The organism is Variovorax sp. 38R (assembly GCF_014843395.1).
Lineage (GTDB): Bacteria > Pseudomonadota > Gammaproteobacteria > Burkholderiales > Burkholderiaceae_C > Variovorax > Variovorax paradoxus_H.
In genome coordinates this window covers 306215-330480 of record NZ_CP062121.1, presented here as the reverse complement: position 1 = coordinate 330480, position 24266 = coordinate 306215, and the positions used below count along the sequence as shown (strand labels likewise).

At 69.3% G+C, this 24266-nt stretch carries 24 protein-coding genes; 14 read left to right on the top strand and 10 right to left on the bottom strand.

Annotated features, from left to right (window positions below; translation table 11 throughout):
* Window positions 1-16 precede the first annotated feature (16 nt).
* Window positions 17-1729 carry an FAD-dependent oxidoreductase gene (locus tag IG196_RS01460; RefSeq protein ID WP_192194690.1) on the top strand — a complete coding sequence of 571 codons (1713 nt, stop codon included), beginning with the start codon at window positions 17-19 and terminating at the stop codon, window positions 1727-1729.
* On the opposite strand, the gene IG196_RS01455 is transcribed toward IG196_RS01460, so the two are convergent.
* Window positions 1726-3192, bottom strand: a complete 1467-nt coding sequence (locus tag IG196_RS01455) for an MFS transporter (RefSeq protein WP_192194689.1) — start codon at window positions 3190-3192, stop codon at window positions 1726-1728. The two genes, IG196_RS01460 and IG196_RS01455, sit on opposite strands and share 4 nt — an antisense overlap.
* 165 nt (window positions 3193-3357) lie before the next feature.
* Here IG196_RS01455 and IG196_RS01450 point away from each other — a divergent pair, with 165 nt between their 5' ends.
* A complete protein-coding gene (locus tag IG196_RS01450) occupies window positions 3358-3912 on the top strand; it encodes a phosphatidylglycerophosphatase A (RefSeq protein WP_225616886.1) in 555 nt (184 codons plus the stop codon).
* Window positions 3906-4433, top strand: a complete 528-nt coding sequence (locus IG196_RS01445; RefSeq protein WP_192194688.1) for a CinA family protein — start codon at window positions 3906-3908, stop codon at window positions 4431-4433. Before IG196_RS01450 ends, IG196_RS01445 begins: the two co-directional genes overlap by 7 nt.
* 6 nt (window positions 4434-4439) lie before the next feature.
* Here the strand turns inward: IG196_RS01445 and IG196_RS01440 are convergent, their stop codons facing one another.
* Both IG196_RS01440 and IG196_RS01435 read right to left on the bottom strand, forming a co-directional pair.
* On the bottom strand, window positions 4440-5630 hold the full coding sequence (locus IG196_RS01440) for an Acg family FMN-binding oxidoreductase (protein ID WP_192194687.1): 1191 nt from the start codon (window positions 5628-5630) through the stop codon (window positions 4440-4442).
* 130 nt (window positions 5631-5760) lie between these two features.
* Window positions 5761-6525: a helix-turn-helix transcriptional regulator gene (locus IG196_RS01435; RefSeq protein WP_192194686.1), complete on the bottom strand. Its 765-nt coding sequence runs from the start codon at window positions 6523-6525 to the stop codon at window positions 5761-5763.
* 189 nt (window positions 6526-6714) lie between these two features.
* Here IG196_RS01435 and IG196_RS01430 point away from each other — a divergent pair, with 189 nt between their 5' ends.
* The 3 genes from IG196_RS01430 (at window position 6715) to IG196_RS01420 (ending at window position 8594) form a co-directional block, all read left to right on the top strand.
* Window positions 6715-7212: a nuclear transport factor 2 family protein gene (locus IG196_RS01430; RefSeq protein WP_192194685.1), complete on the top strand. Its 498-nt coding sequence runs from the start codon at window positions 6715-6717 to the stop codon at window positions 7210-7212.
* On the top strand, window positions 7209-7529 hold the full coding sequence (locus IG196_RS01425; protein WP_192194684.1) for a GNAT family N-acetyltransferase: 321 nt from the start codon (window positions 7209-7211) through the stop codon (window positions 7527-7529). The genes IG196_RS01430 and IG196_RS01425 overlap by 4 nt, the downstream gene beginning before the upstream one ends.
* 174 nt (window positions 7530-7703) lie before the next feature.
* On the top strand, window positions 7704-8594 hold the full coding sequence (locus IG196_RS01420) for a hypothetical protein (protein WP_192194683.1): 891 nt from the start codon (window positions 7704-7706) through the stop codon (window positions 8592-8594).
* 38 nt (window positions 8595-8632) lie between these two features.
* Here IG196_RS01420 and IG196_RS01415 read toward each other — a convergent pair whose 3' ends face one another.
* Entirely contained in the window at window positions 8633-9823 is a 1191-nt protein-coding gene (locus IG196_RS01415; protein WP_192196886.1) for an MFS transporter, read from the bottom strand.
* Window positions 9824-9917: 94 nt separating this feature from the next.
* The gene (locus IG196_RS01410; protein ID WP_192194682.1) at window positions 9918-10712 is read right to left on the bottom strand and encodes a YecA family protein; all 795 of its coding nucleotides are present in this window, start codon (window positions 10710-10712) and stop codon (window positions 9918-9920) included.
* 69 nt (window positions 10713-10781) lie between these two features.
* On the opposite strand from IG196_RS01410, the gene IG196_RS01405 reads away from it, so the two are divergent.
* Both IG196_RS01405 and IG196_RS01400 read left to right on the top strand, forming a co-directional pair.
* Window positions 10782-12482 (top strand): FMN-binding glutamate synthase family protein, encoded by a 1701-nt coding sequence (locus IG196_RS01405; protein WP_192194681.1) that lies wholly within the window; start codon window positions 10782-10784, stop codon window positions 12480-12482.
* Window positions 12479-13393, top strand: a complete 915-nt coding sequence (locus tag IG196_RS01400; RefSeq protein WP_192194680.1) for a hypothetical protein — start codon at window positions 12479-12481, stop codon at window positions 13391-13393. The genes IG196_RS01405 and IG196_RS01400 overlap by 4 nt, the downstream gene beginning before the upstream one ends.
* Window positions 13394-13409: 16 nt before the next feature.
* On the opposite strand, the gene IG196_RS01395 is transcribed toward IG196_RS01400, so the two are convergent.
* Window positions 13410-13835: a putative toxin-antitoxin system toxin component, PIN family gene (locus IG196_RS01395; RefSeq protein WP_192194679.1), complete on the bottom strand. Its 426-nt coding sequence runs from the start codon at window positions 13833-13835 to the stop codon at window positions 13410-13412.
* 64 nt (window positions 13836-13899) lie between these two features.
* Window positions 13900-14799, bottom strand: coding sequence for a LysR family transcriptional regulator (locus IG196_RS01390; protein WP_192194678.1), 900 nt, complete (start codon window positions 14797-14799; stop codon window positions 13900-13902).
* Window positions 14800-14920: 121 nt separating this feature from the next.
* On the opposite strand from IG196_RS01390, the gene IG196_RS01385 reads away from it, so the two are divergent.
* The gene (locus tag IG196_RS01385) at window positions 14921-15235 is read left to right on the top strand and encodes a DMT family transporter (protein WP_192194677.1); all 315 of its coding nucleotides are present in this window, start codon (window positions 14921-14923) and stop codon (window positions 15233-15235) included.
* 55 nt (window positions 15236-15290) lie between these two features.
* Here the strand turns inward: IG196_RS01385 and IG196_RS01380 are convergent, their stop codons facing one another.
* Entirely contained in the window at window positions 15291-16544 is a 1254-nt protein-coding gene (locus IG196_RS01380) for a THUMP domain-containing class I SAM-dependent RNA methyltransferase (RefSeq protein ID WP_192194676.1), read from the bottom strand.
* Between the two features lie 81 nt (window positions 16545-16625).
* Here IG196_RS01380 and IG196_RS01375 point away from each other — a divergent pair, with 81 nt between their 5' ends.
* The 5 genes from IG196_RS01375 to IG196_RS01355 all read left to right on the top strand — a co-directional run bounded on the left by IG196_RS01375 (window position 16626) and on the right by IG196_RS01355 (window position 21063).
* Window positions 16626-18443 carry a hybrid sensor histidine kinase/response regulator gene (locus IG196_RS01375; RefSeq protein ID WP_192194675.1) on the top strand — a complete coding sequence of 606 codons (1818 nt, stop codon included), beginning with the start codon at window positions 16626-16628 and terminating at the stop codon, window positions 18441-18443.
* 83 nt (window positions 18444-18526) lie between these two features.
* The gene (locus IG196_RS01370) at window positions 18527-19138 is read left to right on the top strand and encodes a cytochrome b (RefSeq protein ID WP_225616885.1); all 612 of its coding nucleotides are present in this window, start codon (window positions 18527-18529) and stop codon (window positions 19136-19138) included.
* Window positions 19135-19716, top strand: a complete 582-nt coding sequence (locus IG196_RS01365; RefSeq protein ID WP_192194673.1) for a YceI family protein — start codon at window positions 19135-19137, stop codon at window positions 19714-19716. Before IG196_RS01370 ends, IG196_RS01365 begins: the two co-directional genes overlap by 4 nt.
* 44 nt (window positions 19717-19760) lie before the next feature.
* A complete protein-coding gene (locus tag IG196_RS01360) occupies window positions 19761-20396 on the top strand; it encodes a YceI family protein (protein WP_192196885.1) in 636 nt (211 codons plus the stop codon).
* Window positions 20397-20418: 22 nt separating this feature from the next.
* A complete protein-coding gene (locus IG196_RS01355) occupies window positions 20419-21063 on the top strand; it encodes a LysE family translocator (protein ID WP_153280969.1) in 645 nt (214 codons plus the stop codon).
* 4 nt (window positions 21064-21067) lie between these two features.
* Here the strand turns inward: IG196_RS01355 and IG196_RS01350 are convergent, their stop codons facing one another.
* Both IG196_RS01350 and rpoN read right to left on the bottom strand, forming a co-directional pair.
* Window positions 21068-22663 (bottom strand): phospholipase D family protein, encoded by a 1596-nt coding sequence (locus IG196_RS01350; RefSeq protein WP_192194672.1) that lies wholly within the window; start codon window positions 22661-22663, stop codon window positions 21068-21070.
* Window positions 22664-22673: 10 nt separating this feature from the next.
* The gene (rpoN, locus tag IG196_RS01345) at window positions 22674-24266 is read right to left on the bottom strand and encodes an RNA polymerase factor sigma-54 (protein WP_192194671.1); all 1593 of its coding nucleotides are present in this window, start codon (window positions 24264-24266) and stop codon (window positions 22674-22676) included.

Genomic DNA, 24266 nt, shown 5'->3' with positions numbered 1-24266 from the left:
AAGCCCACAGAGAGACATGACGACGACTGCCGACACCTCGATGCAAGCCGACGTGCTGATCGTCGGCGCCGGCCCCGTGGGCCTCACGCTGGCGATGGACTTGGCCTCGCGTGGCGTGCGCGTGATCCTGTGCGAGACGCGCCGCTTTGCCGAGCCGCCGAACGTGAAGTGCAATCACGTGGCCTCGCGCACCATGGAGCAGTTCCGCCGCCTGGGCGTGGCGCAGCAGCTGCGCGATGCGGGGCTGCCGGCCGACCACCCGAACGACGTGGTGTTCCGCACCACGGTGACGGGCACCGAGCTCACGCGCATTCCGATTCCGTGCCGGCGCGACCGCTACACCGAGACCGAAGGCCCCGACGCGTGGTGGCCCACGCCGGAGCCGCCGCACCGCATCAACCAGATCTACCTCGAGCCGATTCTGCTGAAGCACACGGCCGCGCTGCCGGGCGTGACGCTGCTGAACCGCACGCAGTTCGAGCGCTTCACGCAAGACGCCGACGGCGTGAGCGCCATCGCCACCGACATGGACAGCGGCGCCACGCGCAGCATCCGCTGCCGCTACATGGTCGGCTGCGACGGCGGCAGCTCGCCGGTGCGCAAGCAGATCGGCGCCAAGCTCGAAGGCACGGCCGTCATCCAGCGCGTGCAGTCGACCTTCATTCGTGCGCCGCAGCTGCGCGAGCTGATTCCCGGCAAGCCCGCGTGGTCGTACTACGCGATGAACCCGCGCCGCTGCGGCACGATGTTCGCCATCGACGGCCACGAGACCTGGCTGGTGCACAACCACCTGAACGCCGAAGAGCCCGAGTTCGACTCGGTCGACCGCGACACCTCGATCCGCGAGATCCTGGGCGTGGGCCCCGACTTCCCCTACGACATCATCAGCAAGGAAGACTGGATCGGCCGGCGCCTCGTGGCCACGCGCTTCCGCGAGGGCCGCGTGTTCCTCGCGGGCGACGCCGCGCACCTGTGGGTGCCCTACGCGGGCTACGGCATGAACGCCGGCATTGCCGACGCGCTCAACCTCTCGTGGCTGTTGGGCGCCTGCGTGCAGGGCTGGGCCGACGAGGCCATCCTCGACGCCTACGAGGCCGAGCGGCTGCCGATCACCGAGCAGGTGTCGCAGTTCGCGATGGACCATGCGCAAAAAATGATCCGCGCGCGCCGCGCCGTGCCGCCCGACATCGAAGCACCCGGCCCCGCGGGCGATGCGCTGCGTGCCGAAATTGGCCGCGAAGCCTATGCGCTCAACGTGCAGCAGTTCTGCTGCGGCGGGCTCAACTTCGGCTACTTCTACACCGGCTCGCCGATCATCGTACCCGACGGCGAGCACCGCGCGCCGCCGTACTCGATGGGCGAGTTCACGCCCTCCACCGTGCCCGGCTGCCGCGCACCGCACTTCTGGCTGGCCGACGGGCGCTCGCTGTACGACGCCTTCGGCCCGGGCTACACGCTGCTGCGCTTCGACCGCAGCGTGGACGTGCGCCCGCTGGAGCGCGCCGCCGCCGCGTACCGCATGCCGCTCACGGTGCTCGACATCGAGACCGCGAGCCTGCCCAAGGCCTATGCGCACCGGCTCGTGATGTGCCGCGCCGACCAGCACATCGCGTGGCGCGGCGCACACCTGCCGGCGGATGTGTATGACCTGGTGGCGACGCTGCGCGGTGAATCGCGGCGCGAGCGTGGACGCCGCCGGGCATTGGCCTGGGAAGGCGTGCTCGCTTAACGGCGGCGCAGCGCCACTGCGCGCGACGCCAGCCAGGCCGCGACCGCGGGGGCCAGTGCGAAGACCGTGAACAACCAGATCGCGGCCGAGCGTGCACCGTCCACGCCGCCCGGCACCGTGAGCCCCGCCGCATTCGCCACCAGCCCCGCCACGGCCGCGCCGACCGCCATGCCGTAGAGCTGCACGGTGGTGATCGACGCGGACGCCAATCCTTCTTCGCCGCGCGGCGCCAGTGCCATCACGCGCGTCAGCAGGTGCGGCCAGCCGATGCCCACACCGAAGCCAACGGCCGCCAGCGCGAGGGCCACGAGCGCGGTCTCGACAGTGGCGCCGAGCGCGCCCGGCGTCGGCAGCAGCCACGCAAGCGCCAGCAGGCCCGCCGTGCACACCACCGGTCCGGCGCGCAGCATGCGGTCGGCGCCCGCGCCGTTGCGGCCCGACGACAGCAGCGAGCCGATGCTCCAGCCGCCCGCCATCGCCGCCGTGAGGTAGCCCGCCATGAGCGGCGTGTGGCCGTGCAGCAGCTGCAAAAAGTAGGGCACGAAGATCTCGGTGGTGGTGCCGATCAGCAGCAGCGCCACGCTCGCGTAGATGGCGCCCAGCGGCGTGCCGAGCGCATAGGCGCCGGTCGGCAACAGGCGCACAGCGCCGACGCGGCGGTCGATGCGGGTGGCGGCGAAGCCGATGGCCAGGCCCAGCGCCACGCCCACGGCCTGCCCCACAAGGCCGGGCCAGAAGCCGCTGGCGGCAATCACCAGCACCGACAGCGCCAGCAGCGCGATCTGCGGCGCCGGCACGCGCGGCAGCTGCGCCGGCCGGTCATGTCGGATGCCGGCCGCGGGCCGCAGCTGCACCGTCACCAAGAGGGCCTGCGCCGCCGCCACCGGCAGCAACGCCCAGAAGGCCCAGCGCCAGTGGCCTGCCTGCGCGAACAGCCCGCCCACGGCCGGCCCGCACAGCGTGGCCACGCCCCACATGCCCGACACCAGCGCCACCGCGCGCGGCCACAGCCGGGGTTCGAACACGCGCTGGATCAGCCCGTAGCTCAGTGCCCCCAGCAGGCCGCCGCCCAGGCCCTGCACCGTGCGCCCCGTGAGCAGCCACGGCATGGCCGGTGCCAGCGCGCAGCCCACCGAGCCGGCGGTGAACACGGCCAGCGCCACGAGGCAGGCGCCGCGCGGTCCGCGCGCGGCCAGCAGCCGCACCGAGAGCGTGGCGCCGAGGATCGAGCCGACCACGAACAAGGTCGTGCTCCATGCGTACCAGTTGAGCCCGCCGATCTCGCGCACCACCGAGGGCAGCACGGTGGTCACGATGTGGACGTTGACCGCGTGCAGCGCGACGCCGCCGGTCAGCGCCAGCGCGCGCCAGCCGTTGCGCCCGCTGAACAGGTCGCGCCACGCGGCCGTGGGCGGCGGCGCGCCAACGGCGGCAGCGTCGAGGGAAGAAGTGGAGGAAGACATGGGAACGAAGGAGAACGCAAAAGGAGCCTGGATACTAGGCGGCGCCCCTCAATTAAACAAGCTATTGCTTTGATAAATAGGAACTTCGGCGCGCAGGCGTCGCACGGGATGCGCGACACTTCGAAACCGATGCACGCTGCTTCTTCTTCCTCTGCTTCTTCTTCGATGGATTCCTCTCCCGCCACCGGCGCCCTGCCCCGTCCCCCGATGCGTCGCCCCACCTTGCACTTCCTGCTCTCGCATCCCGCGCACTTCATCGCGCTGGGCTTCGGCTCGGGGCTGTCGCCCTTTGCGCCCGGCACCGTGGGCACGCTGTGGGCTTGGGCCGCCTTCGTGGTGATGCAGCTGTGGTTCACGCCCGCGACCATCGGCTGGATCATCCTGGCCGGCCTGCCGATCGGCTGGTGGGCCTGCACGGTGGCTGCGCGGAACATGAACGTGTCCGACCCCGGCGCCATCGTGTGGGACGAAATCGTCGCCTTCTGGCTCGTGCTCTGGCTGGTGACGCCGGCCGGCCTGTGGGCGCAGGTCGTGGCCTTTGCGCTGTTCCGTTATTTCGACGCCGCCAAACCCGGCCCGGTGGGCTGGGCCGACGCCGTCTTCAAGCCGCGCGACCCCACGCGCGTGCAGTGGTGGCGCGCCGGCTTCGGCATTCTTCTGGACGATCTGGTGGCGGCCTTCTGCACGCTGCTGGTCATTGCGCTGTGGCGCGCATGGTGAACCCGATGGAACCTTCCGCTTCCTCCGCATTGGCCGAACAGGACACCCCCGCGCTCGTCGCGACGCTGGCCGAGCGGCTGCAGGCCTTGGGCTGGATGATGGCCACCGCCGAAAGCTGCACCGGTGGCCTGATCGCCGGCGCTTGCACCGACCTCGCGGGCTCCAGCGTGTGGTTCGAGCGCGGCTTCGTCACGTATTCGAATGCCGCCAAGACCGAGATGCTCGGCGTGGACGCCGCGCTGATCGACGCCCACGGCGCCGTCAGCGAGCCCGTGGCACGCGCGATGGCCGAGGGCGCCATTGCCCGCGGCGCGCCAGCGCGCGCGGCCGTGGCCGTGACCGGCGTGGCCGGCCCGGCGGGCGGCTCGCCCGACAAGCCCGTGGGCACCGTGTGGTTCGGCTGGTCGGTCGACGGGCAGGTGCGCACCGAGCGCCGCCGCTTCGACGGCGACCGGGCCACGGTGCGCGCGGCCACGGTGCACTACGCGCTGCAGACGCTGATCCAGCTGCTGCCGCGCTGACGCCTTTCAGGCCTGCATGAAATCGCCGACCGGCCGACGCGGCGCGGGCGGCACCGGCGCTGTCGGAAAGCCCAGGCGGCACATCATCTGCACGGTCGGGCTGCGCGCATGACGCGACGGCGCGGCGCCGATCAGCATGTCGTGCACCGCCGCGTAGTGCGGCGCCATCTCCGCAAACTCTTCGAGCGGCTGGCTCATGGGCTGCATGCCCAGGCCCAGGTCGGTGGCGCGCAGCTGCTGGCGCACGTAGGCGCGGCCCGCGGCGATCTGCTCGCTGTGACTGTTGCCGCCGGTGCTGATCCAGACGAAGCCCATCGCGGTGTGGGCCTGGTCCTCGAACATCTGCAGCGTCTGCCGGAACGACAGGCTGTCTTCGGCGGCCGGCGCCTCGCGGTCGAAACGCCCCAGCGCAACCGCCATGCGCAGCGCCGGGTCATTGAGCGAGAAGCCGTCGCGGTGCGCCAGGATTTCCTGCGGCCCGATGCGCAGCATGCGCAGGTTCTCGCGCGCGGTGTGGGGCGTGACCAGCTCCACGCGCGCCGCCGCCGCGCACAGCTTGCGCAGCGGCAGCACGCGGGCCATGTCGACGGTGCCGGCGGATTGCACGCGCCCGCCCGAGGCCGAAGCCACGGCCGCGGTGAGCCCCTGCAGCATGTCGGCCGACACCATGCGGCCGGTGTCGAAGCGCTGCTTGGGCGTGCGCCGCCGCAGCACCTGCGCGAACAGCGGATCGGGCGTGCCGCCGCGCGACAGCGTGAGGCGCGCCACCGGCAGGTGCGGCCACTGCTGCGGCGCGCCCGCCAGCTCGCCCTGCGGCCACAGCTGCACGCGCACCTGCACGCCCTGCTGGGCCAGCGCCATCACCAGCAGCTCGATGAACGCGCCGTGGCCGATCATGAGCTGGCGGCCGAAGGGGTCGGTGGCGGGCTGCACGCGTTCGCGGTCGGTGTACAGCACGATGGCCTCGGGCTCGCGCAGGTCGACGAGCCAGGGCTGGCCGTTGTAGGCCGTGGGCGCGGTGACGGCATAGGCGACGGCACGCTTGCGCACATCGGGCTCGTCGCCGGGGCCGTTCCAGATCTCGAAGGCGGCGGCCGGCACGTCGGCGTGGAGCCACCAGGTGGCCAGGGCCGCCGCGCCCGCCGCCACCGCGATGCCGCCTCCCAGCAGGCGCACGAAATCTCTGCGTTCTCTCATGGGCTCGATTGGTTGAAAGCATCGGGCGGGTGACACACGGCCTGCCCGTGGCCGATTGCAGCACCGCCCTGCGCGGCGCCACGTGGCCCCCTGTCGTTTCCGACAGGGATGGGTCGGTTCAGGGATCAGTTCAAGGGACGAGCAGGCCCAGCGCCAGCGCCCGCGCGCAGGTGGCGGTGCGGCCCTGCGTGTCGAGCTTGCGGGCGGCGCCCACGAGGTGGAAGTACACGGTGCGCTCGCTGATGTGCAGGATCTCGGAGATTTCCCAGGTCGACTTGCCCACGGCCACCCAGTGCAGCACCTCGCGCTGGCGCGCGCTCAGCACCGGCACCTTCGCGTCGCCCTGCAGCCGGCGCACGGTCGAATGCAGGCAGGAGGCGAAGTAGTTCATCGGCGCCAGGGTTGCACGCAGTTCGCGCAGGTCGGCGGTCGCGTCGGTGGTGAGGGTCATGAAGGCCCAGTCGATGCCGGGCGTCCACAGCGGCACGGTCAGCCCCGCCTTCAGCCCGTGCTCGCCGGCGCTGCGCAGCAGGCCGCGGGCGCGCTGCCCGATGTCGGCACGCGTGTGGCTCACCTGCCCGAGCCAGCTCCACGCGGTGGCCGGCATGCCGGCGCGCACATGCTGCACGCGGGCGTCGGCCTGTTCGCCGGCGCTGCTGCGCAGCGACTCGTAGCGGCTGCGGGCCCAATCGGCGGGCAGGTCGTGGAAGAACAGCAGCGCGTCCTGCGCAGGGGTGTCGGCACGGGGCGCGGGCACCGGGCGCTTGAGCACGTAGGCGCCGTGGTTGAAACCCATCGCCCGCATCGCGCGGCGGTTGACCTGCGCGACCTCCTCGAGCGTGCGGGCGGCCATGACGGCCTCGACGAACTGCCAGTCGTTGATCACCTCGGCCATGGATGCGTCCCCTTGGGTTGCGTGCGACGGGCGGAGCGACTGTGGTTCTATTTTTTGACCCCGCCAGGGCGCCAGCCCTTCGAGGACCGGCATCGGGGCGCATGTTAATGCGGGACGCCCCGAATCACCCATGCGCTTCCTTGCGCGCCGCATCCCGGCGATGATCCGACACCACCACCGCGAGGCCCCATGACCGCAGCCTCCCATGCCCCGACCATCGAGCGCTTCTACAGCGCGTTCTCGCAACTCGACGCCGCCACCATGGCCGCCTGCTACGCGCCCGACGCGGTGTTCGACGACGAGGCGTTTTCGTTGCGCGGCCAGCGCGAGATCGGCGGCATGTGGCGCATGCTGTGCGAAGCCACCAAGGCCAAGGGCGCCGACGTGTGGCGCCTGAGCTGGCGCGACGTGCAGGCCGACGGCCGCACGGGCAGCGCGCACTGGGACGCCCACTACCGCTTCAGCGCCACCGGCCGCCTGGTCGACAACAGCATCGACGCGCGCTTCACCTTCACGCCCGACGGCCTGATCGCCACGCACCGCGACCGCTTTCCGTTCTGGACCTGGTCGCGCCAGGCGCTGGGCACGCCGGGCCTGCTGCTGGGCTGGACGCCGATGCTGCGCAACAAGGTGCGCGCCACGGCCGCCGCCAACCTCGCTACTTTTCTTGCACGCCAACCCTCATGACCACTTCTTCGACCGCACTCACCTTCACCAACAACGAAGCGCAGCACCGCTACGAGGCCGCACTCGACGGCAAGCTCGCGGCCTATGCCGAGTACAACCTGCTGACCGACGCCATCCTGTTCACGCACACCGAGGTGCTGCCCGAGCATGAAGGCAAGGGCGTGGGCTCGGGCATTGCGAGGCACGTGCTCGACGAGGCGCGCGCCAACGGGCGGCATGTGATTCCGGTGTGCCAGTTCATCGCGGGCTACATCCGCAAGCACCGCGAGTACGCCGACCTGGTGCGGCCGGACATTCAACGCGCCTTCAAGATCTGACGGTCAGGCTTGTCGGGAGAAAAAACTCTCGCGACGAACGCTCACCCGACCTGAAGTCGATCAAGAAAAGGACAGTAGTTCTGCAGCTCTCGACGGCTTGAATCTTTGACTTCTGCGGTTCGCTACGTTCGCTTGCGAGACCTAAAAACAACTAAAGAATGGAGAGGTCACCGAGTGACGCAGATATCAAATCAAAAAGAAGAGTCGACCGTCGCTCCAAACACTGAAGCGGCCACATCGAATCGCAAGACGGCTTGGATTGGCCTAGGCTCCATTCTGTCTGTGGCATCGCTGCTGGCCATCATTCTGGCGTCTCTGGGTTACGGCATTTCACTCGCGGTTGAAGCCGAATTCGGAATACCTCATGCGACTGTCTTCACGTCCGCTTTCGAACTCCTCGATCTCTCGAGTGTGGCAATCATGGCGATAGTCAACACAGGGACAACAGCCGTATGGAGCGTAGACGGCTTTTTAAAAGTCGCCTCGAAAATTTGGATGCTGGCCGTCTTCTTGTTTGGCGTCTGGGCTCTTCTTCTGCTTTCGGTTCGTGATTGGCGATGGCCAGTCAAGAAATTCACGATATTGCGCCGAGATCAAACATGGCTCAGAACACCGACTCGGGGAGACTCCTGGAAACAGTTCTTTCAATCCTTCATTTGGCCGACGATTGGAACTTTTTTGGGTTTTGCGGTGCTATGGCTGGTATGGGCCGCAATTTTTTCTGCTCCCGTCCTCTTGGCGGCTCTGCCTTCGATTGGGTACGGCCTTGGCAAAGCTCACATCAAGGAGTGGATCATTGGCGCTGAAACTTGCGTCCCATTTGCCACACGTGAAGCTCGCCAGAAGCCAAAGCCGATACCTCAGAAGACACTTCGCTCTGTCGATTGCGTGGCACTTACGAAAGAGGGGAAGACGATAGCCGAAGGGCTCGTTGTGCTTGCGACGTCTTCATCCATCGTTCTTTACAACCCGATAACAGGTGCAGCTAGGCGTGAGCGAACGGACGGCGTTTCAATTGAAGCGGTTGAAGGTGCATCTTGGTTTGAATCCCCACCTCGCCCCTAGCCTGCTACGTGCATGCTGGCTCAACTGCAGAGTCCGAGTCAAGGACCGCTGCCTGCGTTGACCTTCGGCGCGGGCAGCCACGCGAAGGCCGCGATGCCGATCACCAGCAGCGCGGCAATGACCGCCAGCACGGCGGTCAGCGGATCGCCGCCATGCGCCGCGGCCACCGATGCGGCCACGCCCGTGCCCCATTGCATGAACGCGACGCCCAGGAACATCGCCATGGTGAAGACGGCCATCGCACGGCCCGTGAGCGCGGCCGGGTAGGCCACGCGCACGTCGGCGTACTGCCAGACGATGAAACCCGAGAGCACGCCGATGAGCACCATGCCCGCGATGTCGAGCCATGCGGAATGCACCACGGCGATGAGCGCGAACAGCCCGGCGTAGAACAGGCCGCAGGCCACGATCCAGCGGCGGCGCGCGGTGCCGTCGCGGTCGAAGCGGCCGAACAGCGGTGCGCCGAACAGCGAGATCACCGACACCCCGAGTGCGACGTTGCCGCTTTGCACCAGCGAGTAGCCGTGGCGTTCCATCATCAGCGGGCCGAGCCACAGCCCGCGCAGCGAGATGAAGGCCGCATACGTCACCGCGCCGAGCACCATGATGCCGAGCGTGTGCGGCATGGCGAACAGCGCGCCGAACTGGCGCACGGCAGCGGGGATCGACTCTTTCTGCTGCGGCACGGCCGACGCAGGCTCGTGCACCCAGCGCCAGATCGCGAGCCAGGCCAATGCAGAAGCCAGGGCAAGCACCAGGAAGCCCGCGCGCCACGAGTACGCCTGCACCAGCCACGCGAGCGGCGTGCCCGTGGCCAGCATGCCCAGGCCGCCGATGGCCAGCACCATGCCTGACACGGTGGCGAAACGCGCCGCCGGAAAGTGCCGCGCGATGAACACCGTGCACACCAGGAAGGCCGGCGCGCAGCCGATGCCGATGAGTGCCTGCCCGGCCACCAGCACGAGGTAGCTCGACGACATTGCCGACAGCAGTGCACCCGCGATCGCGACCGGAAAGGCCACGAGCACGGTGCGGCGCACGCCGTGCAGATCGATGCCGATGCCCATGAAGAGCTGCATCGCGCCGAACGCAAAGTGAAAAGCCCCCGAGAAGATCCCGAGGGCTTGGGCGGAGAGATGAAAGTCCGATTGCAGCGGGCTGGCCATGATGGCGCCGACGGTGCGGAACGCCTGGCTGAGCGCGACACCTGCGCAGAGCGCGAGGACCATGACCCAGGCGGCCTGCGGCGTCAGGGGTTGCGCGGCAGGGCGCTGCGCCGGCGCGACGGCACTCATGCCGGGACTACCGCGAACGGAGATGCGCTCATGCCCCGTGGCACTTCTTGTACTTTTTCCCGCTGCCGCAAGGGCACGGGTCGTTCCGGCCGGGTTCGGCTTCCTTGCGGATCGTCTCGACCTTCGGGCCCAGGCTCTTCCAGAGCTGGCGCAGGTCGTACACCCCCCAGATCGCGGCGCCGAAGTCGTCCAGGCGCTGCTGGCTCACGCTCGGCGGGCCGTTCTCGTCGTACATCGACAGCGTGGGCTTGGCGGTGTCGTCCTCGGTCAGCGCGACGAGGTTGTCGAGCGCGTCGTCGAGCATCTGCGCAGCTTCCTTGTCGCGCGGCGCGGCCCAGTCTTCGGGCCAGTTTTCGACCGCGTACATGAAGCCGAGCGCCCAGACCTGGGCGAACGAGGGAATTTCTTCGCCGGCCATTTCGGCACGCTCTTCCTCGGGCAGCGAAGCAATGGCGCCGCGCGTGTCGAGCACCTCGGGCTGCCAGCTGCGCTCGTCTTCGAGCGATTCGACCGGAGCGTCGAGGCCTTCCTCGATCTCGCGCCAGCGGCGCTTCCAGTTCCAGACGAACTCCATGTGCTGGGCCGGCACGAAGTTGTCGCCCAGCAGCACGGGCCAGTATTCGGTGGGGTCGATGGGGCGGCGCGTGCAGATCAGCGCGGCCATGAAGCCTTCGCAGAACTCCCACTGGGGAATTTCCTCGTCGTGCTCGCGCATGGCGTCGAGCGCGGTGTCGAGGGCGTCGAAGTCGTCGGGGCCCAGGGGTTGTGAAGGGGTGGCCGGGGCGGTGTCAGGGGTATCGGGGGTATCTGGAGTGGTCGTCATGGCAAGCGTCATGGCAGGTTGGGAGCAGCCCTCTATGATGCAGCAGGCTCCTGCCGACATCTGATGACTATGCCCACGATTATTCCGTTTCCCGCACGCTACAGCGCGTTCGCCCTGTGTGTGCTCGGTCTGGTCGCCTGCCTGGCCCTGGTTCTGGCCTCGCCGCACCTGTGGCTCGCCTGGGCCGGGGTGGCGGTTTTCGCGGTGCTCACGGGCACCGGCGTGCACGACCTGCGCCAGCCGCGCCACGCCATTTTGCGCAACTACCCGGTCATCGGGCACCTGCGCTTTCTGCTCGAATTCATCCGCCCCGAGATCCGCCAGTACTTCATCGAGAGCGATGCCGAGGCCGCGCCGTTCTCGCGCGCCCAGCGCTCGCTGGTGTACCAGCGCGCCAAGGGCGAGCCCGACAACCGGCCCTTCGGCACCCAGCTGAACGTGTCGGCCGCGGGCTACGAGTGGATCAACCACTCGATGCAGCCCACGAAGCTGGCGAACCACGACTTCCGCATCGTGATCGGCGGCACGCCGCAGTCGGCCGATGCGAACCTGGCGCAGGTCTGTACGCAGCCTTACAGCGCGAGCGTGTTCAATATCTCGGCCATGAGCTTCGGTGCGCTGTCGGCCAACGCCATCCTCGCGCTCAACCAGGGCGCGAAGATGGGCGGCTTTGCGCACGACACCGGCGAGGGCTCGATCTCGCAGCACCACCGCGTGCACGGCGGCGACCTGATCTGGGAAATCGGCTCGGGCTACTTCGGCTGCCGCAACGACGACGGCACGTTCAACGCCGAGCGCTTCACCGCCAATGCGCGCGACCCGCAGGTGAAGATGATCGAAATCAAGCTGAGCCAGGGCGCCAAGCCGGGCCACGGCGGCGTGCTGCCTGCGCCCAAGGTCACGGCCGAGATCGCAGCCGCACGCGGCGTGCCGGTGGGCGTGGACTGCATCTCGCCCGCGTCGCACAGCGCGTTCTCCACGCCGACCGAGATGATGCATTTCATCGCCAAGCTGCGCGAGCTCTCGGGCGGCAAGCCAACCGGCTTCAAGTTCTGCCTGGGCCACCCATGGGAATGGTTCGGCATCGTCAAGGCGATGCAGGCCACGGGCATCACGCCCGACTTCATCGTGGTCGACGGCGCCGAGGGCGGCACGGGCGCGGCGCCGGTCGAGTTCAGCGACCACGTGGGCGCGCCCTTGCAGGAAGGCCTGCTGCTGGTGCACAACACGCTCATCGGCGTGAACCTGCGCCACCGCATCAAGATCGGCTGCGCCGCCAAGGTGATCACCGCCTTCGACGTGGCCCGCATGATGGCGCTGGGCGCCGACTGGTGCAACGCGGCGCGCGGTTTCATGATGGCGCTGGGCTGCATCCAGGCCCAGAGCTGCCACACCGGCCACTGCCCCACCGGCGTGACCACCCAAGACCCGGTGCGCCAGCAGGCGCTGGTGGTGCCGACCAAGGCCGACCGCGTGCGCAACTTTCACCGCAGCACGCTGCATGCGCTGCAGGAGCTGGTGCAGGCCGCGGGCCTGGACCATCCGCAGCAGATCACCGCGCACCACATCGTGCGCCGCATCTCCGACACCGAGGTGCGCCTGTTGAGCAACCTGGTGATGCAGGTGCAGCCCGGCGCGCTGCTCGGGCCGCTCGACAACCAGCACACCGTGTTCCGCACCTACTGGCCGCTGGCCAGTGCACAGAGTTTCCAGCCCCTGACGCAGGGCCCGCACGGGCTGCTGGCGCCGGGCTTCGCCATGGCCGCATGAATCCACTGAGACGAGGAGGCGCCGCGACGCGCCTGTACAGCCAACGGGGCACCGCATCGGCGCCCGCGCCGCTCGACGACGCCCCGGGCTCGGGCCCCTCGGCGCCCGGCGACTACGCCGAGTTCCTGCGCGTCACGCTGCCCAAGCAGGCCAAGAACGTGGCCAGCCACCGTTTCGGCAGCGAGCGCGTCTGGCTCAAGAAGGCCGGCCCGCGCCACGGCAAATGGGGCTACCGCGTGATGGCGCTGGCCGCGCGGCTCGCCGGCCTCGACGTGATCAAGCCCGTGCCCAACCCGGGCGGCGAGGCCGCCATCGCCACGGAGGCCCGCCGCCTGAAGCAACTGGCCGCCGCAGGTTTGCGCGTGCCCGTGGTGCTGGCGCAGCAGGCCGATGGCCTGTTGATTTCCGACCTCGGCGCCAGCGGCCGTGCCACCGTGGTGCTGCAGGAGCGCATCGACCAGGCCGCCGCCGCCGGCCCCGCCGCCCTGCTCGCCGTGTGGCGCGAAGGCCTGGCCGCCATCGCCGCCGTGCACCTGTGCGGCCAGCACCTGAGCCAGGCTTTCGACCGCAACCTCGTGCAATGCCCCGACGGCGTGATCGGGTATATCGATTTCGAAGACGACCCTTCCGAGGTCATGACCCTGGCCGAATGCCAGGCCCGCGACTGGCTGAGCTACCTGCACTCCACGGCCATGATGCTCGAGGCCGCCGCACCGCAGGCCGCGGGGCAGCACTGGCATGCGGCACTGAGCGGCGTGAACGAGGAAGTGCGCGAGCGCATCGCGAATGCCGCGCGGCGCATGAAGTGGGCGCAGAAGCTGCCGGCCAGCCGGCGGTGGGGGCGGGATACGCAGCGCGTGCGGGCCGTCGCGCGGTTGCTGGGCCAGTGGTACGAGGTGAACAAGGCCTGAGACAGATCGGCGTGGCCTATGCCAGCGCCGCCCGCACCGCCACGCCCTGCAGCGCCAGCCGCTTCTTCATCGACAGCACCGCCTTGTCCTTGCTGTACAGCTGTGCTCCATGCGCCACGGACAAATCGATGAACACCTGGTCGTCCGGATCGCTGCACACGCAGGGCGCACGCGCCGGCACCTCGGTCACCAGCTGCACGCGCGCATCGAAATCGGCGAGCACGACGGGGATCGTCAGTTCGCGCTGCGCCATGCGCCGGGCGATCAGCGGGTAGCCCAGCACGCGTTCCAGTTCGCTGCGCATCGCGGGCGTGGCCAGCCAGCGCAGTGCGCCGCGCGCGAGGTCGTCGACCAGCGGCGCCCAGGCGGGGTCTTCGAAGACCAGCAGGTCGAGGGCGATGTTGGTGTCGATGACGACAAGGTCGGGAGCTGGCAAGGTCATGGGTCGCGTGAAAACTGTCTGTCTATCTCTACCGCCGATGTTGCACCATGCGGCGCCCGGGCTTCTAGCGCCCTGAAGGCATCGCCAGCACCTTCGCGTCCGCGACGAGCCGCGTGTAAGCAAAGTCGGTGAAGGCCTTGATCCGCGCGACCTCCTTCAGGTCGGGATGCGTCAGCACCCAGACCTGGGTGTCGAGCGCCTCCCTCGGTGGTTCGACCTGCACGAGCTCGTCTTCCGCATCGGCCAGCATGCACAGGAGCATGCCCAGGCCCATGCCGCGCTTCACGAGCTGCGTCATGCCGACGAGGCTGTCGACACGCGCCGCGATCCGTGCGGGCGGCACCTGCTCGCGCAGCCATTTCGCCTGCATCAGGTGCGACAGGCCTTCGTCGGGCGCGACCCAGTCGTGCGCAGCAAATGAGGTCTTCGCCGGGTGCTTCGCGAGGTAGGCCTTCGACGCGTACACCGCCGTCTGCAGCCGCCCCGCCCGGCGCCCGACCAGGTGGTCCGGCGGGGCATTGGTCGGGCGGATCGCCACATCGGCTTCGCGCTTGGTGAGGCTCAGGAAGAGGTTGTTCATCACCATCTGCAGCTCGATGCCCGGATGCAGCGCGCGAAAGTCCGCGAGGATCGGCCCGAGCAGCCCGCTCATGAAGGTGTCGGTGCTGGTGATGCGGATGACGCCGGTCAGCCGCAGGTCGAGCCCCATGAGGTGACGCTGCGCCGCGTCGATCTGCTCGCCCACGCCCTGCAGGCGCTCGCGCAGCGCCTCGCCGGCCAGCGTCATCGCGTAGCCGGCGGGCAGGCGGTCGAACAGGCGCACCGCCATGCGCGCCTCGAGCGCGCCCAGGCGCCGCAGCACGGTGGAGTGGTTGACGCCCAGCTGGCGCGCGGCGCCGGAGAGCGATCCGGCCTGGCCCACGGCCAGGAACACGCGAAAGTCGTCCCAGTCTGTGTCCTGCATTTGTGCATACCCCGGATGCGATTCTTGCGAATGGCTTTGCAAACGTGCCGATCCTACAGTCGTCCGCAGGGGGCCGCGATTCGCCCGCCCCGCATTCACATGACACGGAGGTCGAACCCCCATGGCCTGGTTGCTGCTGCTTGCCGCCGGATTGGTGGAGATCGTGATGGCCCTCGCGCTGAAGGCCGCGGCGGGCTGGGAGCGCCCCGGCGCCGGCGCGCTGGGCCTGGGCGCCGCGCTGGCGAGCATCGTGCTGCTCACCGCCGCGATGAAGACGCTGCCGGTCGGGACGGCCTACGCGATCTGGACCGGCATCGGCGCCATCGGCGTCACGCTGATCGGCATCTTCTTTTTCCAGGAAAGCGCCGCGCCGCTGCGGCTGGTGTGCATCGGGCTGATCTTCCTGGGGATCGCCGGCCTGAAGCTGCAGGGGTAGGGCCTGTTCACGCTATTTCTGGCGTCGCCAGAAATAGCGTGAACAGGCCCTGGGTTCAGGTGGGCGCGTCTTGCGGCGCAGCCCGGTTCGAGCCCCGGACCATGTCGAAGCGGAACAGCCTGCACTCGATAGGGCCGTTCCACATCGGCACGCGGCGCGACTCTTTCAGGCGCATCTGCTTGGGCAGCTTCAGGTCGGGCGTGAGCACCCAGGCGGTCCAGCCCGGATAGTTCTTCTTCCAGTGGGTGGCGAGCTGCGGAAAGAAGTCGCCGCCATCGCCGCCTTCACCATCACCCGGCGTCTGGGCCGCCTCGCGGGCGCCGAAGCGGGCGACGCCGCCGACTTCGATGCGCTCGCCGTACGGCGGGTTGAGCATGATCACACCGCCGTCGGCCGGCGGCATGCGTTGCAAGGCATCGCCGCCGCGGAACTCGATGGCGCCGGCCACGCCCGCGCGTTCGGCGTTGCGCTCGGCAAAGTCGACCATGCGGTGCGACACGTCGGAGCCGAAGACGGCGATGTCGCTCGCATGCTGCGCGTTGGCGGCTTCCTTCTGGATCGCCGCCCAGACGTGCGGCTGGAACGGCAGCAGCTTCTCGAAGCCGAAGCGCCGCAGCGAGCCCGCCGCGATGCCGCTGGCGATCTGCGCGGCCTCGATGGCGATGGTGCCGCTGCCGCAGCAGGGGTCGTACAGCGGGGCCTGGGCGACCTCGCCGGTCTCGGGGTTCCACCAGCCGCTGGCGGCCAGCATGGCGGCGGCCAGGGTTTCCTTCAGCGGGGCGTCGCCCTTGTCCTGGCGCCAGCCGCGCTTGAACAGCGGCTCGCCCGAGGTGTCGATGTACAGCGTGCAGCTGTCGGTGGTCAGGTGCGCAAAGATGCGGCAGTCGGGCCACTGGGTCTCGATGCTCGGGCGCACGCCGTTCGCCTTGGCGCGGAAGCGATCGGCCACGGCGTCCTTGATGCGCAGGGTGGCGAAGTTCAGGCTCTGCAGCGGGCTGTGCTGGGCCGTCGTTTCGATCTTGAAGGTCTGCTTGGGCGTGAACCAGATCTCCCAGGCCACCGCGTTGGCGATGGTGTACAGGTCGTTCTCGTTGCGGTACGGCCCATGGGCCAGTTCGACCAGCACGCGCTGCGCGAGCCGGCTGTGCAGGTTGAGCTTGAGGCCGTCGCGCCAGTCGGCGCGCACGCGCACGCCGCCACGCAGCGTGAGCAGATCTTGCCCGCTGCGGCCGGTCAGGCCATGCACCTCCTGGGCAAGGTATTCCTCGACGCCGGCGGCGCAAGGCAGGAAAAATGAGAGATCGTTCACGGAAAGTCGGCCATCGGGAAGCCCGCTAAGGGCTCCCATTGTCGCCGCGTCGCGGGGCTTCTCTATATAGTCGATTTGCCCATGACGCCCACCCCCGCCTCCGCGGCCCCCCCGGCAGACGCCCGCGACGGCGACCACCGCTTCGCGATCCAGTGCGAAGTGCTGCGCTTGTCGATCCGCCCGCTCGGGCCGGTGCTGCTGGTGCAGTACCTGCTCAACTGCGGCGTGGCGGCGCTTTTTGCCTGGCAGTTCTCGCCCATGCGCGCGCTGGTGTGGCTGACGCTCGTGACCGGTGTGACGGTGATGCGCGGCTTCTTTCCGCAGCGCCTGCCCGAGCCCTTCACCCCAGCCAACTTGCGCGAGGCACAGCGCCAGCACACGCTGCGCACGGCCATCTGGGAGCTGGCGCACGGCCTGGCGGGCGTGCTGCTGTTCAACCCCGAGCGCCCCGAGCTGCAACTGCTGCTGGGCCTGATCCTCATGGGCATGACGCTGTCGTCGGCGTTCTCGGTGTCGTTCTACACGCCGGCCACGCAGCTGGCCATCACGCTGCTGCTGGCGCCGGTGATCGTCACGGGCCTGTGGCTCGGGGCGCCGGTGATGATGGCCGTCGCGCTGATCGGCATCGGCCTGACCGCAATGATGTGGAAGCTGGTGGCCGACCATTCGCGCCAGCTCGAGGAAAACATCGGCTTGCGCCTGAACGAGCGCACGCTGCGCGAACAGGCGCTGGCCGGCCTGCGCGCCTCCGAGCAGGCGCAGGCCGAGCGGCTGCGCTTCTTCTCGGCGGCCAACCACGACCTGCGTCAGCCGGTGATGGCCATCGGGTTGCAGGCCGAGGTGCTGCGCCAGCAGCTGCAGCACGGCACCGACAGCGCGGCGGTGCAACACACGGTGGCCTCGCTCTCGCGCGCGCAGCAGGCGCTCGAGGCCCTGACCAACCAGCTGCTCGAAATCGGCCGCATCGAGGCTGCGGTCGATCCGCTGCGACCGGCGGCCGTGGCGCTCGCGCCGCTGCTGCAGGAGCTGGCGCGCCAGGCCGGTGCCGGCCGCATCGCGGTGCGCTGCCCTGCCGACGCCATCGCCTGGACCGACGCCGTGGCGCTGCGCCGCGTGCTCTCCAACCTGCTGGACAACGCCCTCAAGTTCACGCCGCGCGGGCGCGTGCTGCTGGCGGTGCGCGCGCGCCGCCGGCCCGCCGCAGACACCGGTCGCGCCTGGCGCGTCGAGGTGCGCGACAGCGGCATCGGCATCGCGGCCGAATCGCAAGCGCGCGTGTTCGACGACTTCGAGCAGGTCGGCAACGTGGAACGCAACCTGCAGCACGGCCACGGCCTGGGGCTGGCGATCGTGCGGCGGCTGGCGGGGCAGCTCGGCATCGAGGTCGCGCTGCGCTCGGCGCCGGGCAAGGGCTCGGTCTTCAGCTTCGAGCTGCTGGCGGCCCGGCCCGGTGCGGCGGCGGTGCCGGCGCCTGCGCCCTCGGTGGCGATGGACGACCTCGACGCGAACGCCGTGCTGCGCCCCGGCCTCGCCGTGCTGGTGGTCGAAGACAACATCGTCGTGGCCGACAGCCTCTCGGCGCTGCTGCGGCACTGGCAGGTGGCGCCGCGCGTCTACGCCAGCGCCGCCGAAGCGCTCGCGCTGGCCGACCTGGACGCGCTCGACGTCGCGCTGTGCGACATCCGCCTGCCCGGCGCGTTCAACGGCATCGCGCTGGCCGAGCGGCTGGCGCAGCGCAAGCCCACGCTGACGATCGCGCTGATCTCGGCCGACATCACCGAAGCCACGCAGCAGCTGGCCGCCTCGCGCGGCTGGCATGCGCTGCGCAAGCCGGTGCAACCGGACGACCTGCGGCGCGTGCTGCTGCGGGCCCAGCAGCAACAAGCGCCGTCGTCGTAGCGCGCGGCACGGGGCCCGCCCCGCTGCGGTGTCATCGCTTCCGAGCTATGCTCCGCGCACAGGCCGCCGCCGCCCCTGCCCCGATGCCCGTCGAACCCCTTCCCGCTCCTTCCGTTGGCGCCGCCGCCCTGCGCGAGCCCCGCTACGGGCGGGTCGCGATGGCCCTGCACTGGCTGCTCGCGGCGATGATCGTCGGCTCGCTCGGTGTCGGGCTCTACATGACGGGCCTGCCCTTCTCGCCGCAGCGTCTGAAGCTCTACAGCTGGCACAAGTGGGCCGGCATCACCATCCTCCTGTTGTCGGCGCTGCGGCTGCTGTGGCGCCTCACGCACCGCCCGCCGCCGCTGTCGGCGCGGGTGCTGGCGGCCATGCCGACCTGGCAGCGGGCTGCCCACCGCATCAGCCACCTGCTGATGTACCTGCTGTTCTTCGCGGTCCCGCTGTTCGGCTGGGCCTACAGCTCGGGCATGGGCGTGCCGGTCGTGTGGTTCGGCCTGCTGCCGCTGCCCGACCTGGTGGCGGTCGACAAGGACTTCGCCGAGGCCGTGCTCAAGCCGCTGCACCAGCGCAGCGCCTACCTGCTGGCCGGCGTCACGCTGCTGCATGTGGCGGCGGCGCTCAAGCACCACTGGATCGACCGCGACGGTCTGTTGCAACGCATGTGGCCCGCGCCACGCAAGGAATCCGCCGGATGACGACGCGTCTTTTGTGGGGCGCCGCCGCCCTCCTCAGCCTCGCGCTGCAGGCCGCGGCCGAGCCGACGCCGGCCACCGCGAAGCTGGTGCCCGAGAAGAGCCAGATCGCCTTCGTCAGCAAGCAGATGGGCGTGCCGGTGGAAGGCAGCTTCAAGCGCTTCGACGCGCAGGTCGCCTTCGATCCGAAGAAGCCCGAGGGCGGCTCGGTCGTGTTGCAGATCGACACCGCCAGCGCCGCCTTCGGCATCCCGATGAGCGATGCCGAGCTGCCCAAGCCGACCTGGTTCGACACCACGCATTTCCCGCAGGCCAGCTTCCGCTCGAGCGCCATCAAGGCGCTGGGCGAGGGCCGCTTCGAGATGGCCGGCAAGCTCACCATCAAGGGCGTCAGCAAGGCCGTGACGGTGCCGGTGAGCATCACGTCGTCGGGCGGCGCCTATTCGGTCGCCACGGGCACGCTGACGATCCAGCGGCTCGACTACAAGGTCGGCGACGGCGAATGGACCGACACCTCCGTGGTCGGCAACGAGGTGCAGGTGCGCTTCAAGCTGACGCTCACGGGCCTCGGGCCGCTGTGATGACGATCCCTTTTCCCATGCCCATGCATCCCTCTTCTTCCGCCATGAACAAGCTCTTCTTTGCCGCGGCCCTCTGCGCGGGCGCGGCCCTGCCGCTGGCCGCGACGGCCCAGGAATACACCGCGCCGCCGCTGGCCGCCAAGCCCGCGGGCGGGCCGGTCAAGAACGCCAGCTACGTGATCGACCCGACCCACACCTTCGTGATGTACGAGATGGGCCACTACGGCACCACCACCAACCGCGGACGCTTCAGCACCAAGGACGGCTCGGTGCAGATCGATGGCAGCGGCACCGGCGGCAAGGTCGACATCACGATGGACATCAGCTCCATCAACACCGGCGTCGATCTGCTCAACCGCCACGTGCAGAGCAAGGACTTCTTCAACGTGGCCGAATTCCCCACCGGCCGCTTCGTGGCCGAGCGCATCGACTTCAGCGGCGACAAGGTGACCGACGTGCCCGGCACGCTCACGCTCATGGGCCAGACCAAGCCGGTGACGCTGAAGGCCGTGCGCTTCAACTGCTACCTGAACCCGCTCATCAACCGCCAGGTCTGCGGCGGCGACTTCGAGGCCACCGTGCAGCGCAGCGACTGGGGCATCACCTGGGGCCTGAACTTCGGCTTCGAGAACAAGGTGAAGCTGCTGGTGCAGGTCGAGGCCGTGAACGTGCAGCAATGACGACGACGCAAGGAGCCGCTCGATGATGGACACCACCCTTTCCCTGCTCGGCATCGCCGGCGCCATGGCTGTCGGCGCAATGAGCCCTGGCCCGAGTTTCGTGATGGTGGCGCGCACCGCCGTGGCGTCGCGCAGCGACGGGCTCGCTGCCGCACTGGGCATGGGTGCCGGCGGGCTGGCGTTCTCGATCGCGGCGCTGGCCGGGCTGCAGGCGGCGTTCCTCGCGGTGCCGGGGCTGTACCTCGCGATCAAGGCCTTCGGCGGCGCGTACCTGATCTACCTGGGCTTTCGCATCTGGCGCGGCGCGCGTCAGCCGCTCGCGATCACGCCCGACACGGACGCCTCGCCGCGCGGGCAAGGCCGCAGTGGGCGCACCTTCCTGCTCGGCCTGGCCACGCAGGTCAGCAACCCGAAGACGGCGGTGGTGTACGCGAGCATCTTCGCGGCCTTCCTGCCGCGCGAGGTGCCGCTGGTGCTGGCGCTCGCGGTGCCGGCGGTGATCTTCTGCATCGAGACGGGCTGGTACGCGATCGTCGCGCTGGCGCTGTCCTCGGCCGCGCCGCGCGCGGCCTACCTGCGCTACAAGACTTGGATCGACCGCGCGGCCGGCGGCGTGATGGGACTGCTGGGCCTGCGGCTCGTGTGGTCGGCGGTGCGCGGCACCTGAGCCGCTACAGCAGACTCTCGGGCGTGAGCGGCGACAGCAGCTCGAGCATGGTGCGGTCCCAGAAACCCGAGTCGGGTTCTTCGTGCAGCACGGTGGTCTTGCCGCCTTCCTCGCTGACCCACTCGATGCGTCGCGAGTCTTCGGCAAACCGCAACCGGTAGGCGCCCTGCTGCTTGAGCACGTCGAGCAGCTTCAAGGTCTGCTGCGCCATCTCGGGGCTGCGGATGAACAGGCCGATCTCGGTGTTGTGGATCTCGGAGCGCGGATCGAAATTCATCGAGCCGACGAACAGGATGCGCTGGTCGATCACCGCCGACTTGGCGTGCAGCCGCCCCACCGACGTGCCGAACAGACCCAGCCGCACGCTGCGCCGCGTGCGCGCGGAACTCAGCTCGTGCAGCTCGGCGCCCAGCGCGAGCATGTCGGCGCGGTAGCGGCGGTAGGCGGTGTGGACCAGCGGCTCGTCGGTGGCCGCGAGCGAGTTGGTGACCACGCTGATCTTCACGTTGCGCCCGCGGATCTCGCGCATCACCTCCAGCCCCGACGCGCCCGGGATCAGGTAGGGCGAGACCAGCGTCACCTCGCTGCGCGCGCGGCGCATCTGCTCGACCACGTTGTAGCGCACGCTGTCGACATCGAGCAGCGGCACGCCGCCATACGACGCGGTCTTGCCGATCACGCGGTCGGGCGAATCGGCGTACGCCTCGGCGGTGGTCCAGATCAGGCCGAGCTTGCCGGCATCAAGGTCGTCGGCCACCGGGCTGTAGCCGAGCAGGTCGTTGGGCGCGGGCTTGGGCGGCGGGGGTGTGGTGTCGGGGCCGGTGGCGGCGTCGAAGCGGCGCTGCAGTTCTTCGCGCGGCAGGTCGGTGCGCACGACGGAGCCGATCGGGCGCACGTGCGGGCTGTTCCAGTACTGGTCGAACAGCACGCCCAGGCGCGGGATCAATGCGCCCGTGACGAAGGTGTCGAGATCGATGAAGTTCTGGCCCGAGGTGCGCCGGAAGTACTGGTTGCCGATGTTGCGCCCGCCCGCCACCGCCATCGCGCCGTCGGCGATGAAGAGCTTGTTGTGCATGCGGCGATTGACGCGGCTGAAGTCGAACAGCGACGCGGTGAAGCGCTTGAGCAGGCTGCCGCGCCCGGCCGGGAACGGGTTGAACAGGCGCAGCTCCACGTTCGGCGTGGCGGCCAGGCCGAGCAGCAGCTCGTCTTCGCCGGACGTGTACAGGTCGTCCATCAACAGGCGCACGCGCACGCCGCGCTGGGCGGCGTCGCGCAGGGTGCGCAGCAGGTAGCGACCGGTCTCGTCGTTCTCGATCTGGTAGTACTGCACGTCGAGCGTGCGCTGCGCGCGGCGCGCGAGCTGCAGCCGCGTGTCGAAGGCGAAGTCGCCACCGGGCATGAGGCGAAAGCCGCTGAGGTCGGGGTCGGGCTGCGAGGCCAGCGCGATCTTGCCGAGCGCAGTGTCGGCCGAGACGGCGATGGCCTGGGTGGGTGCGCGCGGTGCTTCGTCGGGCAGCGTGGCGCAGCCGGTGAACAGCAACGCCGCCGCGATGACGAAAACCCAATGCCCACAGCGCGACAGCAGGCGACGGGTCATCGTCGGCTTTCTACAGGGCCTTGCGCAGGTTGGCGGGCGCGATGCGCAGCGCTTCGCGGTACTTGGCCACGGTGCGGCGCGCGCACTCGATGCCCTGCTCTTTCAGCATCTCGGAAATCTGGCTGTCGGACAGCGGCTTCTTGATGCTCTCGGAGCTCACGAACTGCTTGATGAGCGCGCGCACTGCTGTGCTCGACGCGTTGCCGCCGGTCTCGGTGCCCAGCGCCGAACCGAAGAAGTACTTGAGCTCGACGGTGCCGAAGGGCGTCGACATGTACTTGGCGGTGGTCACGCGCGAGATGGTCGATTCGTGCAGGCCCAGCTCGTCGGCGATCTCGCGCAGCACCAGCGGGCGCATCGCGAGTTCGCCGTGCACGAAGTAGCTCTTCTGCCGTTCGACGATGGCGTTGCTCACGCGCAGGATGGTGTCGAAGCGCTGCTGGATGTTCTTGATGAACCAGCGCGCCTCCTGCAGCCGCTGCGACAGCGCCTGGCTGCCCTCGCCCTTGTGCGCCTTGAGCGCACCGGCGTAGATGTCGTGCACGCGCAGGCGCGGCATGACCTCGGGGTTCAGCATGACGCGGAACTTGATGTTGGTGCCGCGGCCCGTCTTGGTGACGATCACGTCGGGCACGACGATGTTGCGTTCGACGTCGACAAAACGGCGGCCCGGCTTGGGCTCCAGGCGCGCAATGATCTGCAGCGCCGAGCGCACCAGCTCTTCGTTCGTGCGCGTGAGCGTGGCCAGGCGCTTGAAGTCGCGCCGCGCGAGCAGCTCCATCGGCTGCTTGCAGATCGCGATGGCGGTCTTGCGCACGAGCGCTTCGGCCTCGGTCTCGTCTTCGTTCGCGAGCGCCTTCAGCTGGATGCTCAGGCATTCGCCGAGGTCGCGCGCGCCGACACCGACGGGCTCCAGACTCTGCAGCAGGCCGAGCGCCACCTGAAAGTGGTGCACGAGGTCGTCGAACTGGTCGTTGTCGTCGCCCGCCAGGCCCGAGGCCAATGCGGGCAGCGAGTCTTCGAGGTAGCCGTCGTCGTTGAGCGATTCGATCAAAAAGCGCAGCGCGGCGCAGTCGTTTTCGTTGAGCCGCAGGGTCAGCGCCTGGCGGTGCAGGAACGATTGCAGCGACTCCTGGCTGCGCGCGAGTTCGGTGGCGTCGGCGCGCTCGTCATCGCCGAGGTTGTTCTGGCGTGCGGGCGCGTCGCTGCCCCACTCGCTGTCGTCGGGCGCCATCTCGACGGTGCCGTCGCCTTCCCAGTCGGGCTCGCGCTCGGTGATCTCGGCGGCGGGGCCGTCGGATTCCGGTGTGGACGTGGTCGCTTCGCTGGAAGCGGTGGAGGCACTGGGGGCGGACGGCGCGAAATCGCCCTCGCCGCTGTCACCACCGTCGTCGCGCGGCACGGGCGTGTCGACAGCATCGAGCCCGAATTCCTCGCGCGCCGCTTCTTCCGCGGTGCGTTCGAGGAACGGGTTCTCGTCCAGCATCTGCTCCACCTCCTGGCTCAGTTCGAGCGTGGAGAGTTGGAGCAGGCGAATGGACTGCTGCAGCTGCGGCGTGAGCGCCAGATGCTGCGAGACGCGAAGGGACAGCCCTTGCTTCAT